This is a genomic window from Streptomyces sp. NPDC088707, assembly GCF_044752725.1.
Lineage (GTDB): Bacteria > Actinomycetota > Actinomycetes > Streptomycetales > Streptomycetaceae > Streptomyces.
This window is the reverse complement of the sequence record NZ_JBIVLV010000012.1, coordinates 84414-100056: the sequence shown is the minus strand read 5'-3', so window position 1 is coordinate 100056 and position 15643 is coordinate 84414. Positions and strand designations below refer to the sequence as shown.

Sequence of the window (15643 nt, the reverse complement as noted above, 5' to 3'; positions counted from 1 at the left end):
GCACGCGCGCGCGTCACGCGAGCGGGTTGGGCACGGTTCCGTGGACGGCCGCGTGGGGCCGCTCGGGGCGGTCCCGGTAGCCGTCCAGGTGCAGACGGTTGCGGTTGAGGCAGAGCCGCTCGATCCGGGGGGTGAGAAGGTCGAAGAGCTCGAACCGTTCCTTCAGCTCGGGGAAGCGCGCCTGGTGACGCAGGATCTCCGCGCGGACGAGGGACCAGAAGTCCGCCTCCGGCACGTCGAGTTGCTCCTCGCAGAGCGGTGCCAGATAACGGAAGACACCGACGAAGAGCCCCGAATGGATGAACTGGACGAGGAAGTCGGGCTCCTCGGTCAGCAGGACGGCGCGCACGTCCTCCGGCAGGGTGTCGTGCTCGGGAAGCGGCCGGGCGCTGATGTTCACGTCGTCGACGAAGTCCTTGATCGCCAGCCGTACGGGGACGTCCTCTCCGTCGTAGACGACGATGGCGTTCTCGCCGTGCGGGGAGAAGACCGTGCCGTAGCGGTAGAGGAAGTGCAGCAGCGGGGGCAGCAGCGCGGCGAACAGGTGCTGGAGCCAGACGGCCGGAGCCAGCCCGGAGCGCTCGACGAGTTCGGCGACGAAGGCCCGCCCCTGGGGGTCGGTGTGCAGCAGGGAGGCGAGAGTGCGGGCCCGCTCGCCCGGGGGCAGCCGCAGCGGTTCGCGCCAGATCGCGCCCAGGAGTTCCTTGTACTGGTACGGGACTTCGGGCAGCCGGTCGTACAGGGGATGCTCGACGGTGACGGAGGCGACCTCGCCGAGGAGGATCACCCCGCATTCGTCCCGCAGGAACGGGTCGACGTCCCGGAGACCGTGGACCCAGGCGGTGACGGCCGGGGCGGCGAGGGTGCGCTCCGTGGGCAGGCCCCGCCAGACGAGGGTGTTGAGCACGGACAGCGGGAGTTTGACCGTGTGCCGGTCGGGACGGCTGGTGTTGAGGAAGGTACGGACCGACTGCTGCGGCAGCCGGAGGTCGCCGTCCGCGGAGAGCGGGACGACGGTCCCGGCGGCGATGGCCGGGGCGTAGAGCGGAAGCAGGATCTCGTCCCACTGCCAGGGGTGGACGGGCAGCAGGAGGTAGCCGTCGGGTTCGTGGCCGCGGGCGGTCAGTTCGGCGCGGAACGCGGCGTGGACCTCGGGGTCGAGTTCCTGGGCGTAGAGGCGGTCGGGGGTGCGGAGCCCGGACACGCCCCGGTAGGCGGCGAGGCGGTTGCTGACGGCGATCCACGGCAGCCGGGTGGCGCGGCGGGCCTCGGGCGCCCAACGGGCGGCGTCGGTGGCGGAGAAACCGACGCGGCCCTTGTTGAGGACGAGCCAGGGGTGCCCGGTCTGGTGCCCTTCGAGCTCGGCGTAGGAGAGGTCGGCGAGCCGGGCGGCGGAGAGGGCGGTGCGGTCGAGGCGGGCGTCGGCCGCGAGGGTGGCGGACAGCTCGCGGATGAGGTGGCCGAGGGTGGCGCCGTCGAGCTGGAGGAGGCGGCGGGCGCGGACCAGGAAGTCGAGGGCGTCGGTCATGGGCCGGCCCTCGTGGGTGATCGAGTCGGCCGCGACGTACCAGCTGCCGTAGGCGCCTCGGCGGGCACGGAAGGTGAGGGTGGCGCCGTCGTCGAGCCGCAGGGTGTGGAGGTCCGGTTCGTCCGCCGCGGGTGCGGGTTCGACGATCTCCTCGTAGGCGAACTCGGCGAGGGCCTTGGCGAGGAGCCGGGAGGAGGCCCTGGTCCAGGCGGCGGCGTTCAGCTCGGGCGGTGCTAGGAGCTCAGGGGGAGCGGGCAGCGCGGGTGCCGCCGCCGGTCCGGCCCCGGAGGCGGGGGCTGTGGCGGAAGGGGTGGGCCGTGCGGAGTCGTGGGGTGCAGGGGACATCGACACGAGGACTCCTCGGAGTGGGAACCGCTGTGGGTCGAGCGGTGTATAGAAGACAGAGGGTTGTTCACAGAGCGTGACGGAGGGCGCGGTCACGCATCATGAGCGCCGCTCGCTTGTCAGGGAGGTCGACTTCCGCCGCAAAGCGGAAGCCGCCGCTGAGGAAGGCAGAGACGGAGGGGGTGTTACGGATGTCGGGTTCGGCGACGACGCGGGTACAGCGGGGACGGTGGTCGAGGACGAGATCGGCGACGGCGCGCAGCAGTGTGCTGCCGAGGCCGCGGCCCCGGTCGGTGACGCCTCCGATCAGCAGATGGATACCGGTGTCGTGGGGGCGCGCCGGGTAGTGCCGGGCGAGGGGGTCGAGGTCGGCGCGGTAGAGCTCGAAGTAGCTCATGGGCGTGGCGTCGAGCACTCCGAGGCAGGGGACGCTGCGGCCGTCGCCTTCGAGCTGGGTACGGATGTGCTCGGCGGTCACGGTCTCGGGTCCGGCCAGTTCCCAGAAGGCGGCGACGGCCGGGTCGTTCATCCATCGGGCGACGAGCCGCAGGTCTCGTTCGAGGCGTACGGGGACGAGCTGGAAGACACCGGCGGCGGTGGGGACCGGGTTCCAGGAGGCGACGGAGTCCAGCAGATCGCCGTCGAGGAGTTCGGCGTCGATGTGACCGCCTTCGAGGAGGGTGACGAGTTCGTCGAGCCTCAGGTCGAGGGTGTCGTCACCGGGCGGGTCGGCCGGTGGGCGGGTGGGTGACACGGTGTCGCTCTCCTCTCGGCGGTGCGGTGGGGGCGTGGGTTCTCCGAAGGCGGGCTCAGGCGCGGAGGGGGTTGGTGACGGTGACGTAGACGGACTGGGTGTCGACGGGGCCGACGAGTTCGTCCAGGCCGTGCAGGCGGGTGAGGAGGTTGGCCTTGCTGCGGAGGGTCGCGGCTTCCAGGAGGCGGTGCGGCAGGGGTGAGCCGAGGCTGGTCGCGGAGGTGAGGAAGCTGCGGAAGGCCGCGAGCAGGACGCGCTCGTCGGCGAGGTGCTGGGCGCCGAAGGCGCCGATCAGGCCGAGGACGTTGTTGATGCCGAGGTAGTAGGCGAAGCGCTCGTCGGTGACCTGGTCGGAGACGAAGGTGTCGCTTGCCGCCCCGATGCCGGGGAGGCGGCTCTCCAGCTCGCTCCGGTGGGACTCTCGGAAGTAGTAGCCCTGGTTGTCGCGGTAGCGCCCGCCGACCGGCCAGCCGTCGGGGTCGAGGAGCACCAGGGTGTTCTGCTGGTGGGCCTCCAGGGCGATGCCGGCGTGTCCGTCGAGCCAGAGGACGGGGCGGACGACCTGGTCGAGGTAGCGGAGGAACCACTCGGCGGCGACGGCGGTGGTGGGACGGCCGGTGCGGGCGGCGAGGCGGCCGATGACGTCGGCGAGGCGGGAGCGCATGGCGCTGGTTCCCGGCCAGGGCCGGGGGGCGGTGAGGGAGGCGATGCAGACGGCGTCGTCGCCGGGCCCGAAGGGGTTGTGGCGAATCATGAGGTCGAGGCCGGGGACGGGGACGCCGTCCGGGGTGTCGACGGCCAGCCACGCGGGGTCGCGCACGATGTCGAAGCCCGGGTGGGCGGCCTGCCATTCGTCGACGAGGCCGGTACGGAGCAGCCGGTGGACCTCGACGCCGCGGTGGAGCTCCTTGCGGAGGTTCTCGCGTCGCGAGTTGGTGATGCGCAGGCCGAGGGAGAGCTTGAGCATGGCCCGGGCGCCGGGGCGGTGCACGGTACGGACGGAGGAGGTGGGGTGCCACGGGCTGCCGTGGAGACCGAGGTCGTGGAGGAGGCCGGCGTCGATGAGGGCGCGGATGTCGGGGCGGTGCAGCAGCTCTCGGGCCTGCCAGGGGTGGACGGGCAGGGGCGCGGTTCCTGCGGGGAGGGCGAGCCCTTCGGCGAGGCCGATGGCGAGTTGCTCGGCGCTGACGGGGCGGCCCTGTTCGGTCCAGCCGGAGTCGGAGGCCAGGAGGGAGGAGTCGACGGCGAGCCAGTGGAGGGGGAAGGAGCCGTGCAGTTCGGGTGAGTAGAGCCGGGCCTCGGCCTCGGAGAGGCCTTCGCGACTCTTGGGTGTGGGGTGGAGGGGGTGGCCGAGCAGCAGGGACTGCTCGGCGGCGAGGAAGAGGTCGGCGTCCGGGTGCGGTTGGGGGGAGCGGCGGCGCTCGGTGAGGAAGTCGGCGGTGCGGCGGGCCGAGTCGGCGACCCTGCCGACGAGTTCGGTGCCCTCGGGGCGGCCGCTCTCCCGGCTGAGCAGGGCGGCCACGGTCACGGCGTCGACGGTGGGGGCGGTGGCCGGGAGGCCTTCGAGGGCGGGGATGCCGAAGCGGTGCCAGCCGGTGGGCGACCAGTAGCGGACGGGGACGAGGAGGGCGGTGCCGCTGGCTTCGAGGGGGATGCGCAGGGTGGTGGAGCCAGGGGTCGGGAGGTTCTTCTCGCGGACCCAGCAACGGAGGAGGTTCTCGACGGCGGCCGCGTCGGCGGCACGCTGCGGATCCGGGTCGTCCAAGGGGTCGGCGCCGGCCGGGTGGTGCGGGTTCGTGACCGGGTCGTGCAGCGGGGTGGTGGCGTTGGCCGGGCGGTGAGGGTGGGGGTCCTGGTCGCTCAGCGCGTCGGTTCCCGCGGCCGTGCGGTGCGGTCGGGGGTCGTACGGGCCGATGTGCTGGCGCGGGACCGTGGCATCGGCGGGTCGGGCTGCTGCTGAGGCGGCGGGTTCCCTGGCAGCGGGCTCCGTGGCGCCACGGCCAGAGGTGCCGGGGGCCGTGGGGCCGGGGGCAGCGGAGCAGGAGGCCGTGGGGCCGAGGGCAGCAGAGCCAGGGGCCGTGGGGCCGGGGGCCGTGGGCCCAAGGGCAGCGGAGCCGGGGGCCGTGGGGCCGAGGTTCGTCGTGCTCGGTTCCGTGGCGGGGTGGGGATCGGTGGCGAGGAGGTGGGAGGAGGGTTCCCTGGGGGTGAGTCCCTCGGTGGCGAGGGACTTCGTTGCCAGGAGGGAGGCGTCGAGGGCCGTGGAGGCGAGGACCTGGGAGGTGAGTTGCTCGGCGGCGAGGGGGGCCTCGGTCTCGGGCGCCGGGGAGGGGGGCGTGGCGTTCACGGGGGCTTCCTTGGGGGGCGGGGCCGGGGGCGGCCCGGGTCAGTGGGACGGCCCGGGGGCGGTCCGGGGGGCCGTGGGCCTGCGGGCGGCGGGCAGCTGGGGGATGTGGGCCCGTTCGGCCGCGGCGAGGGCGTCGGCGAAGCGGTCCAGGACGGCGGTGACCTGCTCGTCGGTGATCGTGAGCGGGGGCAGGAGCCTCACCACGGCGGAGTGCCGGCCTCCGAGTTCGACGATGAGGCCGCGGGCGAGACACTCCTGTTGGACGGCGAGGGCCAGGGCGGGGGCGGCGGGCGGTACGGGGTCGTCCGGTCCCGCCGCGTCGGGGTCGACGAGTTCGACGCCGATCATGAGTCCCCGGCCGCGGACGTCGCCGACGCAGGGGTGGGCGGCGGCGAGGCCCCGGAGTCGGCCGAGGATGCGGGTACCGAGGATGCCGGCCCGCTCGGCGAGTCTGTTCTCGCGGACGTACGCGAGGGTGGCCGTGCCGGCGGCCATGGCGAGCTGGTTGCCGCGGAAGGTGCCCGCGTGGGCGCCGGGTTCCCAGGCGTCGAGCTCGGACCTGTAGACGATGACGGCGAGAGGGAGGGAGCCGCCGATGGCCTTGGAGAGGACCATCACGTCGGGCACGACACCGCTGTGCTCGACGGCCCAGAAGGCGCCGGTGCGGCCGACGCCGGTCTGGACCTCGTCGACGACGAGCGGAATGGAGCGATCGGCGGTGATGCGGCGCATCCGGCGCATCCAGTCGTCGGGCGCGGGAATGACCCCGCCCTCGCCCTGGACGGCTTCGAGGATCATTCCGGCGGGGGTGGTGACACCGCTCTTGGGGTCGTCGAGGAGGCTCTCGGTCCAGCGGGCGGCGAGTTGGGCGCCGCGGGCGCCGCCGACGCCGTAGGGGCAGCGGTACGGGTGGGGGTACGGCAGCCGGGTGACGCGGACGTCGGTCGCTCCGCCCGAGGCGTCGAGGGCGCCGGACGTCATGCCGTGGTAGGCGCCGGTGAAGGCGAGGAGTCCGCTGCGGCCGGTGGCGGTGCGGACCAGTTTGAGGGCCGCTTCCACGGCGTCCGTTCCGGCCGGTCCGCAGAACTGGATGCGGGCGTTGTCGGCGAGTTCGCCCGGCAGGGTGGCGAACAGCTCGGAGGTGAAGGCGTCCTTGACGGGGGTGGCGAGGTCGAGGACATGGAGCGGGGCCCCGGAGTCGAGGACCTTCTTGACGGCTTCCAGGACCACGGGGTGGTTGTGGCCGAGGGCGAGCGTCCCGGCGCCCGACAGGCAGTCCAGGTAGCGGCGGCCGTCGGCGCCCTCGATGGTCAGCCCTCGTGCCCGCACGGGGACGATCGGCAGGGAGCGGGCGTAGGTGCGGGCGGCGGACTCCCGCAGGGACTGGCGGCGCAGGATGCCTTCGTAGCCGCCGGCCCCGCCCTGCTCCGCGGGTCCCTGGGCGGAAGCCGCTCGGTCCGAGCCCCCCTGCGCCGGAGCCGCCCGGTCCGACGGTCCCCGGTCCGACAGTCCTCGGTCCGGGGTTTCCCGGATCGTCGGGGTGTCCCGGGCCGTCGGAGTGTCCCGGATCGTCGGGGTGTGCGTCCCTGTGCCGGCTTCGTCGGGCGGTCCGGCGACGGGCCCGTCGGGCGTCCGGGTCTGCGTCCGCGCGGCCGGTGGGACGGCCGGAGCTGATTCGGTCACGGCCACGGCTCGGTGTCCTCCCGCTGTAACGGTTGCGTTGCACATCGGGACGTCGTGGAGCCGCCGCAAGGGTCGCCCTGAGCGCCACCGTTGTGTCCCCCGTACGTACCAACGACGCGAACTGCCCAGGATCACGGGCCGGAGGCAAGAACTTGGCGTGTCCCGGATCACGGCACGGCAACGACGGAACGATGGCCGGAACCGCCGACCGGCCGCGTACCGTCCCCTCCGGCACCGGCATAGTGGGGGCCGTCGGCCGCTGCCCGCAGGGGCGCGGCCGCTGTCCATGCACAAGTTGACGTAGTCCCAGGGGGATCACGAGATGCGATCGATTCGTCCGCTGCTGACGGCGGCTTCCGCCGTCGCGGCGCTGACGCTCACCGTTACGGCCTGCGGTCCGAGCGAGGAGAACGCGGGAGACAAGCCCAGCGCTTCCGCTACCGCCCAGAGCCCGGTCGACAAGATCAAGATTCCGGAGGACCTGAAGGGTCGCCTGAAGGAGCACGGGATCGACGTCGACAAGTGGCGGGACGGCGAGTGGAGGAACTGGGACCGCGACAAGTGGCTGCGTGAGGCCAAGGACTTCGTCAACCCGATCATCGAGGACCTCTGGGACCCGGACCGGATGCGGGACGCCGAGCGGCCCGACAAGCCGGTCGAGGAGGAGGACATCTCGGGTGACGAGGGCGTGACCGACCCGACGCCGGCCCCGGTGCGGGCGAAGGCCGTGGCGGCGAAGTACCACGGCAACGCCCCGGAGTCCGGGAAGGTCTTCTTCGACGGCCCCGAGGGCTCGATGGTCTGCTCGGCCACGGTCGTGCAGGACCCGGCGCACCCCGGCAAGTCCAACATGGTGTGGACGGCCGGCCACTGCGTCCACAAGGGCAAGAAGGGCGGCTGGTACCGCAACATCGCCTTCGTGCCCTCGTACAACGACTCCGCGATGTCGACCGCCGACCTCGAGAAGGCGTCGCGGGAGCAGATCGCGCCGTACGGCGTGTGGTGGGCCGACTGGGTCAAGACCTCCGACCAGTGGATCGCCGAGGGTGCGTCCACGGGCGGTGCGGGGGCTCCCTACGACTTCGCGGTCATCAAGGTGACCCCGGAGAAGGGCGGCACGACCAAGTCCCTGGAGGAGACCGTCGGTTCGGCGCTTCCCGTGAACTTCAACGCGCCGGCGGTGCCCAAGATCGCGGCCATGGAGGCGACCGGTTACCCGGCGGCGCCGCCGTTCGACGGCCAGCGGATGTTCCAGTGCGAGGACAAGCCGGGCCGGCTGTCCCTGAAGGCGGAGCAGCCGACGATGTACCGCATCGGTTGCAGCATGACCGGTGGTTCGTCCGGTGGCGGCTGGGTCGCCCAGGGCAGTGACGGCAAGCCGGCGCTGGTCTCGAACACCTCGATCGGCCCGTCGACGGCCGGTTGGCTCGCGGGGCCGCGCTTCGGCCCCGAGGCCAAGGCCATGTTCGACGAGGTCAGCAAGAAGTACGCCGGGCAGTAGGCGCGGGGCGTGAGGCGGGGCCCTCGGGGCCTCGCCTCTCTCCATGCCCGCCCCCAGGGCTGCACCCGTACACGGGTGTCCCCTGGCCCGCCCTCTGCTCGACCGTTCGCCCAACCCGCATACTGTGCACCGCAAGTGACGCGTCCATGGCAAGGTCAAAGTGGGAACGCGCCGGAACCACGGCCGTTCCCCGGACGCGGGAATCATCTCAGGGGGAATTCACCACATGCGTTCCGTACGACTCCTACCCGCCGCTCTCGGCCTGGTCGCCGCGCTCGCGCTGACCGCCACGGCCTGCGGCCCCACCGAGACCCCGGCGGCCGACAAGCCGGCCGCCGGAGCGAGCAGTTCCGCGCCGGGCACCGACGACGAGGCCACCGGAGACGGTGGCGCCGACCTCACCAAGGACCTCGCCGACAAGCTGAAGAAGCACGGCGTCGACCTGGACGAGTGGAAGGACGGCGAGTGGAAGAACTGGGACACGAAGACCTGGCTGCGAGAGGCCGAGGACTTCGTCAACCCCGTCATCGACGGGCTCTGGGACCCGGCGCGGATGCAGTCCGCCAAGAGCCCCGACCCCACGATCACCGCGCAGGCCGGAGGCGGCGGCACCGACCCGACGCCCCGCCCCGTCAGGGCGCAGCGCGAGAAGACCCCGTACCACCGCAACGCGGCCCCGGTCGGGAAGATCTTCTTCGACTCGCCGCAGGGCCACATGGTCTGCTCCGGCACCATCGTGAAGGACCCGCGCCGGCCCGGTAGGTCCAACCTGGTCTGGACGGCCGGCCACTGCGTCCACGCGGGCACGAAGGGCGGCTGGTACCGCAACATCACCTTCGTCCCGGCCTTCAACGACCTGGGCAAGTCCCCCTCCGCGCTCAACAACGCGCAGGCGCACGAGATCTACCCGTACGGCCAGTACTGGGCCGACTGGGCCGTGACCTCGGGCGAGTGGATCAAGTCGGGTGGCACCAACCAGGCCTGGCCGTACGACTACGCCGTCCTGCACGTGCAGCCTCAGCGGGGCGGCAAGTCCCTGGAGGAGACCGTCGGCGCCGCGCTGCCGGTCGACTTCTCCGCCCCCGCGCCCGCGCAGTCCGGCACGATCGGCGCCTGGGGATACCCGCAGGCCGCCCCGTACAACGGCGTGATCATGCACAAGTGCCTGGACCGGGCGACGCGCCTGACCACGGTGCCCGCCACCCCGGTGATGTACCGGATCGGCTGCACGATGACCGCGGGTTCGTCCGGCGGCGGCTGGTTCCGTGTGCTGCCGAACGGGAAGACGGCGCTCGTGTCGAACACCTCGATCGGCCCGGCCGGCGGCAACGGCTGGCTCGCCGGACCGCAGCTGGGCCGGGGCGCGAAGGCGGCCCACGAGATGGTCAGCAAGAAGTACGCCCGCTGACCCGTCCGGTCACGACACCACCGTCACGACAGAAGGCGCCGGCCCCCTCCCTCGCGGGAGCGGGCCGGCGCCTTCGTCGTACGTCAGGCGAGCACTCCGTCGTACGTCAGGCCGGCGCCTGCGTCGTACGTCGGGTCAGTGCGCCGCGGGAACGTAGGGCGCGAGCATCGCCGCCAGTTCCTCGTGCACCCGGGCCTTGAGCAGGGTGCCCTCCGGGGTGTGCTCCTCGGACTCGACCTCGCCCTCGGCGTGCACCCGCGAGACGAGACCGCCCTGCGTGTACGGCACGAGGGCTTCGAGCTCGACCTGCGGGCGCGGCAGCTCGGAGTCGATGAGCGCGAGCAACTCCTGCATGCCCTGGCCCGAACGGGCCGAGACCACGATGGAGTGCTTCTCCATCCGCAGCAGTCGCTGGAGCACCAGCGGGTCCGCCGCGTCCGCCTTGTTGATGACGACGATCTCCGGCACGTTCACCGCGCCGACGTCCCGGAAGACCTCGCGCACGGCGGCCAGCTGCTCCTCCGGCGCCGGGTGCGAGCCGTCCACCACGTGCAGGATGAGGTCGGAGTCGCCGACCTCCTCCATGGTGGAGCGGAACGCCTCGACCAGGTGGTGCGGCAGGTGCCGGACGAAGCCGACGGTGTCGGCCAGGGTGTAGACCCGGCCGGTGGGCGTCTCGGCCCTGCGGACAGTCGGGTCCAGCGTGGCGAACAGTGCGTTCTCCACGAGCACGCCCGCGCCGGTGAGGCGGTTGAGCAGGGAGGACTTTCCGGCGTTCGTGTATCCGGCGATGGCGACCGACGGCACCTTGTTACGGCGCCGCTCCTGCCGCTTGATGTCACGGCCGGTCTTCATCTCCGCGATCTCCCGGCGCATCTTCGCCATCTTCTCGCGGATACGACGCCGGTCGGTCTCGATCTTGGTCTCACCGGGACCACGGGTGGCCATGCCGCCACCGCCGCCGCCACCCATCTGACGGGAGAGCGACTGACCCCAGCCGCGGAGGCGCGGCAGCATGTACTGCATCTGCGCGAGCGCGACCTGCGCCTTGCCCTCTCGGGACTTGGCGTGCTGGGCGAAGATGTCGAGGATCAGAGCGGTCCGGTCGACCACCTTGACCTTGACGACGTCTTCGAGGGCGATGAGCTGGCCGGGGCTGAGCTCGCCGTCGCAGACGACGGTGTCGGCACCGGTCTCGACCACGATGTCGCGCAGTTCGCGCGCCTTGCCGGAGCCGATGAAGGTCGCCGGGTCCGGCTTGTCACGGCGCTGGATCACGCCGTCGAGCACGAGGGCGCCCGCCGTCTCGGCGAGGGCCGCGAGTTCCGCGAGGGAGTTCTCCGCGTCCTGGACGGTCCCGGAGGTCCAGACACCGACCAGCACGACGCGCTCCAGGCGCAGCTGGCGGTACTCGACCTCGGTGACGTCCTCGAGCTCGGTGGAGAGGCCTACGACACGGCGCAGGGCCGCGCGCTCGGAGCGGTCGAACTGGTCGCCGTCCCGCTCTCCGTCGATCTCGTGGCTCCAGGCGACGTCCTCTTCCATCAGGGCATCGGCCCGAAGGCTCTCGGTTCGGCTCGTCTCCGCGAAGCTCTGCTCGTCCTGGGAAGGGGAAGAAGAGGAGGTCATTGGATCCTTACGTCGAGTGCTTCCACAGCGTCACCGGTGTCGGCGGGCCATGGAGCGATGAGTCTTATGTCGTCACAACGCGTGAGGGATCGGGAAGATTCCCGGTCCGTCGGCCGCGTCGCCGACCTGAAGATGGTGACACGCCCCGGTGGGGCCCGTCATCCGGGTTTCGGGCCCGTTCTCCCCGCCGGATTTCGGGCGTCGCCCCAGCCTGCGCTGCGGGCCCGTCATCCGGGTTTCGGGGCCGTCGTCCCAGCCTGCGCTGCGGGCCCGGCACCCGGGTTCCGAAGCGGTCATCCGGTGGCTTTCGGGGCGGTCCGCGCCGCGTCGGCCGGGCTGCTGCGCCAGTCCGGGTGGCCGGGCATGGCCGGGGTCTTCGCCTCGTACAGCCAGCCCCGGAAGAAGGCGGTGAGGTCGCGTCCGGCGATCTCGCCGGCCAGGGCGACGAAGTCGGCGGTGGTGGCGGTGCCGTCCCGGTGGTCGGCGACCCAGCGCCGCTCCAGGCGCTCGAAGGCCCCGGTGCCGATCTCCTGCCGGAGCGCGTACAGGACGAGGGCGCTGCCGTCGTAGACCACGGGCCGGAAGAGGCTGATCTTGTGGCCGGGCGAGGGCGGCTCGGGCGCGGCCGGCGGGCCGCCGTCGGCCCGCCACCCGTCGGAGGCGGCGTAGGCGGCCTTCATGCGCCGCTCCAGGGGCTTGCCCGCGGTCTCCTCGGCGTACAGCGCCTCGTACCAGCTGGCGTGCCCCTCGTTGAGCCAGAGGTCGGACCAGGTCCGCGGCGAGACGCTGTCGCCGAACCACTGGTGGGCCAGCTCGTGCACCATGACCGAGTCGACGTACCACTCCGGGTAGGCCGGCTCGGTGAAGAGGCGTCGCTCGAAGAGGGACAGGGTCTGGGTCTCCAGCTCGAAGCCGGTGGTGGCGTCCGCGACGAGCACCCCGTACGTCTCGAAGGGGTACGGGCCGACCTTCCGCTCCATCCACTCCAGGTGGCCGGGGGTCCTGCGGAGCCAGGGCTCCATCAGCTCCCGGTCGGCGGTGCGCACCACGTCCCGTACGGGCAGGCCGTGGGGGCCGGCCCGGTGCACGACGGTGGAGCGGCCGATGGACACCTGGGCGAGCTCGGTGGCCATGGGGTGGCTGGTGCGGTACGTCCACGTCGTCGCGTCGCCCCGGGTGACCCGGCCGGTGGGCAGGCCGTTGGCGACGGCGGTGAGCTCGCTGGGGGCGGTCACGCGGAAGGTGAAGTACGCCTTGTCCGACGGGTGGTCGTTGGAAGGGAAGACCCGGTGGGCGGCGTCGGCCTGGTTGGCCATGGCGAGACCGTCGCTGGTACGCACCCAGCCGCCGGTGTCGGCGGGACCGCTCGGGTCGCTGGTGTGGGTGACGGTGATCTCGATCGACTCGCCCTCGTCGATCGGCACGGCGGGGGTGACGACCAGGTCCTCGCCGCTGGTGGCGTACGTGGCGGCCAGACCGTCGACGGTGACGGCGGAGACCGTGCCGTGGGTGAAGTCGAGGTTGAGCCGCTCCAGGTCGTCGGTGGCGAGCGCGTCGATCCGGGTCACGGCGGCCAGCGGCGCGCTGTTGACGCCGGGGTAGGTGAGGTCGACGGCGTACGAGAGGACGTCGTAACCCGGATTGCCGAGGTGGGGGAAGAGCGGGTCCCCGATGCCGAGCGGCGCCGGGGCGGGCAGCGCGGCGGCAACGAGTCCGGCCGAGGCGGCGACCAGGACGGCGGAGCGGAGCCACCGCGCGCGGGGCAGGGGCGTTCGGACGAGCGGCATGGGCCAGGCCTTTCCGGAGGACTGGCCCTACGGCTACCAGGGCCGCGCCCGCTCCCCCGGGCGGCGCGCTCGCCCGCCACTCGAAGGGGGACACGACCCGGTCCCACGCCACGCCTGGCCCCCTCCTCGCGGCACCGTGACGTCCCCGGCGCATGGTGACGTCCCCGCACCGTGACTTCCCCGGCGCACCGGGTCGGCGGGTCAGGCCCTGCGGGGCTCCGGGGAGCGGTGGCGGGCGCGGCTCACGTCGTACACCCCGGGCACGTCCCGCATGGCCCGCATGAGGGCGGCGAGCCGGGCCACGTCGGGCAGGTGGAGGGTGTACGTGTGGCGGACCCGCTGCTCGCTGGGCGGCTCGACGGTCGCGGAGACGACGGCGGCCCCGGCGACGGCGATGGCCTCGGTGAGGTCGGCGAGGAGACCGGGCCGTCCGAACGACTCCGCGACGAGGGTGACCCGGCCCTGGGTGGTGTCGCCCCAGCGGACGGCGACGGGTTCGCGGCCGAGCCGGCGCATGGTGTCGACGGCCGCGCAGCCGTTCCGGTGGACGGTGACGGATCCGCCGCGGACCCGGAAGCCGGTGATCTTGTCCGGCGGTACCGGGGTGCAGCAGCCGGCCGGGCGGACGGAGGCGTGGGGCTCGCCCTCCAGGTCGGCGTGGAGTTCCGCACCGGAGCGGTGGTCGGCGGTGACGCCGGACTGGGGCCTGGGGCCGGTCGTGGCGACGGGCGGCGCGGCGCTCTCCGGATGGGCCTGGAGCCAGCGGGTGATCGCGATCCTGGCCGCGGGAGTACGGGCGTGGTCGAGCCACTCGGGGGACGGCCCGGAGACGGTGTCCTGGGCGAGCAGCAGCTGGACGGTGTCGCCGTCGCCGAGGACGGTGCTGAGGGGCGCGAGGCGTCCGTTGACGCGTGCGCCGAGACAGGCGTGGGCGGCTTCGCCGTGCTGGGCGTAGGCGGCGTCGACGCAGCTGGCTCCGGCGGGGAGGCTGATCGTGCCGGGGGCGCTGCCGTCGGCGCGGAAGACGGTGATCTCGTCGTCCTCGGCGAGGTCGGCGCGGAGCGAGGTCCAGAAGGTGTCCGGATCGGGGGCGGCCTGCTGCCAGTCGAGGAGACGGGAGAGCCAGCCGGGGCGGGTGGGGTCGACGCGCTCACCGTCCTCGGCGGACTGGTTGTCGGCGATTGCGGGGGCGTAAGGGGTGTCGAGGGCGTCGGGGGTGTCGCGGGGGTCGAGGGTGGCCGGTGCGTCGGACACGGCCGATGCGGCTGACGCGGAGCCGGCGGCCGGTGTGGTGCGCGCGGCGGGTGTGGCGTGTGCCGAGTGGGTGGCCTGCGCCGAGCGCGTGGCGTGTGCGGCGGTGTCCCGTGAGGTGGCGGTTCCGTGGCGGCCGGTGTTCGGCGGCACCGCGGGAGCCGCGGCGGTCTGGCCGTCTGCGTCCGGGGTGCCGCCCGGCTGCCCGGTGGTCTCCTGCCCCACGTGCGGGTTGCCGAGGGCGACGACCCCCGCCTCGGCGACCGTGTGCATCCGGTGGGTGCGGATGAGAACCTCGGCCACGGCGCCGTCGGGGGCCGCGACGGCGGTGTGCAGGGACTGGTACAGGTTGAACTTGGGGGCCGCGATGAAGTCCTTGAACTCGGAGATCACCGGGGTGAAACAGGTGTGGAGTTCGCCCAGGACCGCGTAGCAGTCGGCGTCCTCGGAGACCAGGACGAGGAGCCGCCCGAAGTCGCAGCCGCGCAGTTCGCCGCGCTTCAGACGGACGCGGTGCACGGAGACGAAGTGCCGGGGGCGGACGAGGACTTCGGCGCCGATGCCCGCCTCGCGCAGGACCGCGGAGACCTGCTCGGCGACGGCGCCGAGCGCGTCGCCCGCGTGGGGGTTCCCGGCGATGAGCGCGCGGGTGTTCTCGTACTCCTCGGGGTGGAGGATGGCGAAGACGAGGTCCTCAAGCTCGGTCTTGAGGGCCTGGACCCCGAGCCGTTCGGCCAGCGGGATGAGGACGTCCCGGGTGACCTTGGCGATCCTCGCCTGTTTCTCGGGCCGCATCACCCCGAGCGTGCGCATGTTGTGGAGCCGGTCGGCGAGCTTGATCGACATCACCCGGACGTCGTTGCCGGTGGCGACGAGCATCTTGCGGAAGGTCTCCGGCTCGGCGGCGGCGCCGTAGTCGATCTTCTCCACCTTGGTGACGCCGTCGACGAGGTAGGCGACCTCGTCGCCGAACTCCCGGTGCACCTGATCGAGCGTCACATCCGTGTCCTCGACGGTGTCGTGGAGGAGGGACGCGGTCAGGGTGGTGGTCTCCGCGCCGAGTTCGGCGAGGATCAGGGTCACCGCGAGCGGGTGGGTGATGTACGGCTCGCCGCTCTTGCGGAACTGGCCCCGGTGCGAGGACTCCGCGAGGACGTACGCCCGGCGCAGCACCGAGAGGTCGGCCTCGGGATGGTGGGCGCGGTGCGCCTCGGCGACATGGCTGATCGCGTCGGGCAGCCGGTCGCGCGGGGCCGGTCCTGCGGTGGCGCCGAGCAGCGCGGCGCGGCCGATCCGGCGCAGGTCGATTCGGGCGCGTCCGCGTCTGCGGGCGGTCGTGTCTGTGACGGCGGCTTCCGCCGCGCTCACAGGGTTGGTGGCCTCTGCGCTCATGGGGCACCTCCGGCAACGTCG

Annotated in this window: 9 protein-coding genes; 2 read left to right on the top strand and 7 right to left on the bottom strand. The window is 72.8% G+C overall.

Annotation, left to right across the window (positions count from 1 at the left end; all coding sequences use genetic code 11):
- Positions 1-13 precede the first annotated feature (13 nt).
- The 4 genes from ACIP84_RS31245 to ACIP84_RS31230 all read right to left on the bottom strand — a co-directional run bounded on the left by ACIP84_RS31245 (position 14) and on the right by ACIP84_RS31230 (position 6660).
- Positions 14-1873, bottom strand: a complete 1860-nt coding sequence (locus tag ACIP84_RS31245) for an IucA/IucC family protein (RefSeq protein WP_401802388.1) — start codon at positions 1871-1873, stop codon at positions 14-16.
- Between the two features lie 67 nt (positions 1874-1940).
- Positions 1941-2627, bottom strand: a complete 687-nt coding sequence (locus ACIP84_RS31240; RefSeq protein ID WP_355959595.1) for a GNAT family N-acetyltransferase — start codon at positions 2625-2627, stop codon at positions 1941-1943.
- A gap of 55 nt (positions 2628-2682) precedes the next feature.
- A complete protein-coding gene (locus tag ACIP84_RS31235; protein ID WP_401802385.1) occupies positions 2683-4971 on the bottom strand; it encodes an IucA/IucC family protein in 2289 nt (762 codons plus the stop codon).
- A gap of 39 nt (positions 4972-5010) precedes the next feature.
- Positions 5011-6660 (bottom strand): diaminobutyrate--2-oxoglutarate transaminase family protein, encoded by a 1650-nt coding sequence (locus tag ACIP84_RS31230; protein ID WP_401802382.1) that lies wholly within the window; start codon positions 6658-6660, stop codon positions 5011-5013.
- A gap of 316 nt (positions 6661-6976) precedes the next feature.
- On the opposite strand from ACIP84_RS31230, the gene ACIP84_RS31225 reads away from it, so the two are divergent.
- Positions 6977-8155, top strand: coding sequence for a trypsin-like serine peptidase (locus tag ACIP84_RS31225; RefSeq protein ID WP_401802379.1), 1179 nt, complete (start codon positions 6977-6979; stop codon positions 8153-8155).
- Positions 8156-8381: 226 nt separating this feature from the next.
- Positions 8382-9563 carry a trypsin-like serine peptidase gene (locus tag ACIP84_RS31220; protein ID WP_401802376.1) on the top strand — a complete coding sequence of 394 codons (1182 nt, stop codon included), beginning with the start codon at positions 8382-8384 and terminating at the stop codon, positions 9561-9563.
- A gap of 135 nt (positions 9564-9698) precedes the next feature.
- Here ACIP84_RS31220 and hflX read toward each other — a convergent pair whose 3' ends face one another.
- From hflX to ACIP84_RS31205, 3 genes are all read right to left on the bottom strand, one after another.
- Positions 9699-11192: a GTPase HflX gene (hflX, locus tag ACIP84_RS31215; protein ID WP_073906265.1), complete on the bottom strand. Its 1494-nt coding sequence runs from the start codon at positions 11190-11192 to the stop codon at positions 9699-9701.
- A 293-nt stretch (positions 11193-11485) separates the two neighbouring features.
- A complete protein-coding gene (locus ACIP84_RS31210) occupies positions 11486-12979 on the bottom strand; it encodes a M1 family metallopeptidase (RefSeq protein WP_401802373.1) in 1494 nt (497 codons plus the stop codon).
- 201 nt (positions 12980-13180) lie between these two features.
- The gene (locus tag ACIP84_RS31205; RefSeq protein WP_401802371.1) at positions 13181-15622 is read right to left on the bottom strand and encodes a RelA/SpoT family protein; all 2442 of its coding nucleotides are present in this window, start codon (positions 15620-15622) and stop codon (positions 13181-13183) included.
- Between the last annotated feature and the right edge of the window lie 21 nt (positions 15623-15643).

Bases quoted from the DNA above. Each gene is read 5' to 3' on its own strand.
- ACIP84_RS31245 (WP_401802388.1), bottom strand. From the start codon at position 1,873: ATGTCCCCTGCACCCCACGACTCCGCACGGCCCACCCCTTCCGCCACA.
- ACIP84_RS31205 (WP_401802371.1), bottom strand. From the start codon at position 15,622: ATGAGCGCAGAGGCCACCAACCCTGTGAGCGCGGCGGAAGCCGCCGTC.
- ACIP84_RS31225 (WP_401802379.1), top strand. From the start codon at position 6,977: ATGCGATCGATTCGTCCGCTGCTGACGGCGGCTTCCGCCGTCGCGGCG.
- hflX (WP_073906265.1), bottom strand. From the start codon at position 11,192: ATGACCTCCTCTTCTTCCCCTTCCCAGGACGAGCAGAGCTTCGCGGAG.
- ACIP84_RS31220 (WP_401802376.1), top strand. From the start codon at position 8,382: ATGCGTTCCGTACGACTCCTACCCGCCGCTCTCGGCCTGGTCGCCGCG.
- ACIP84_RS31210 (WP_401802373.1), bottom strand. From the start codon at position 12,979: ATGCCGCTCGTCCGAACGCCCCTGCCCCGCGCGCGGTGGCTCCGCTCC.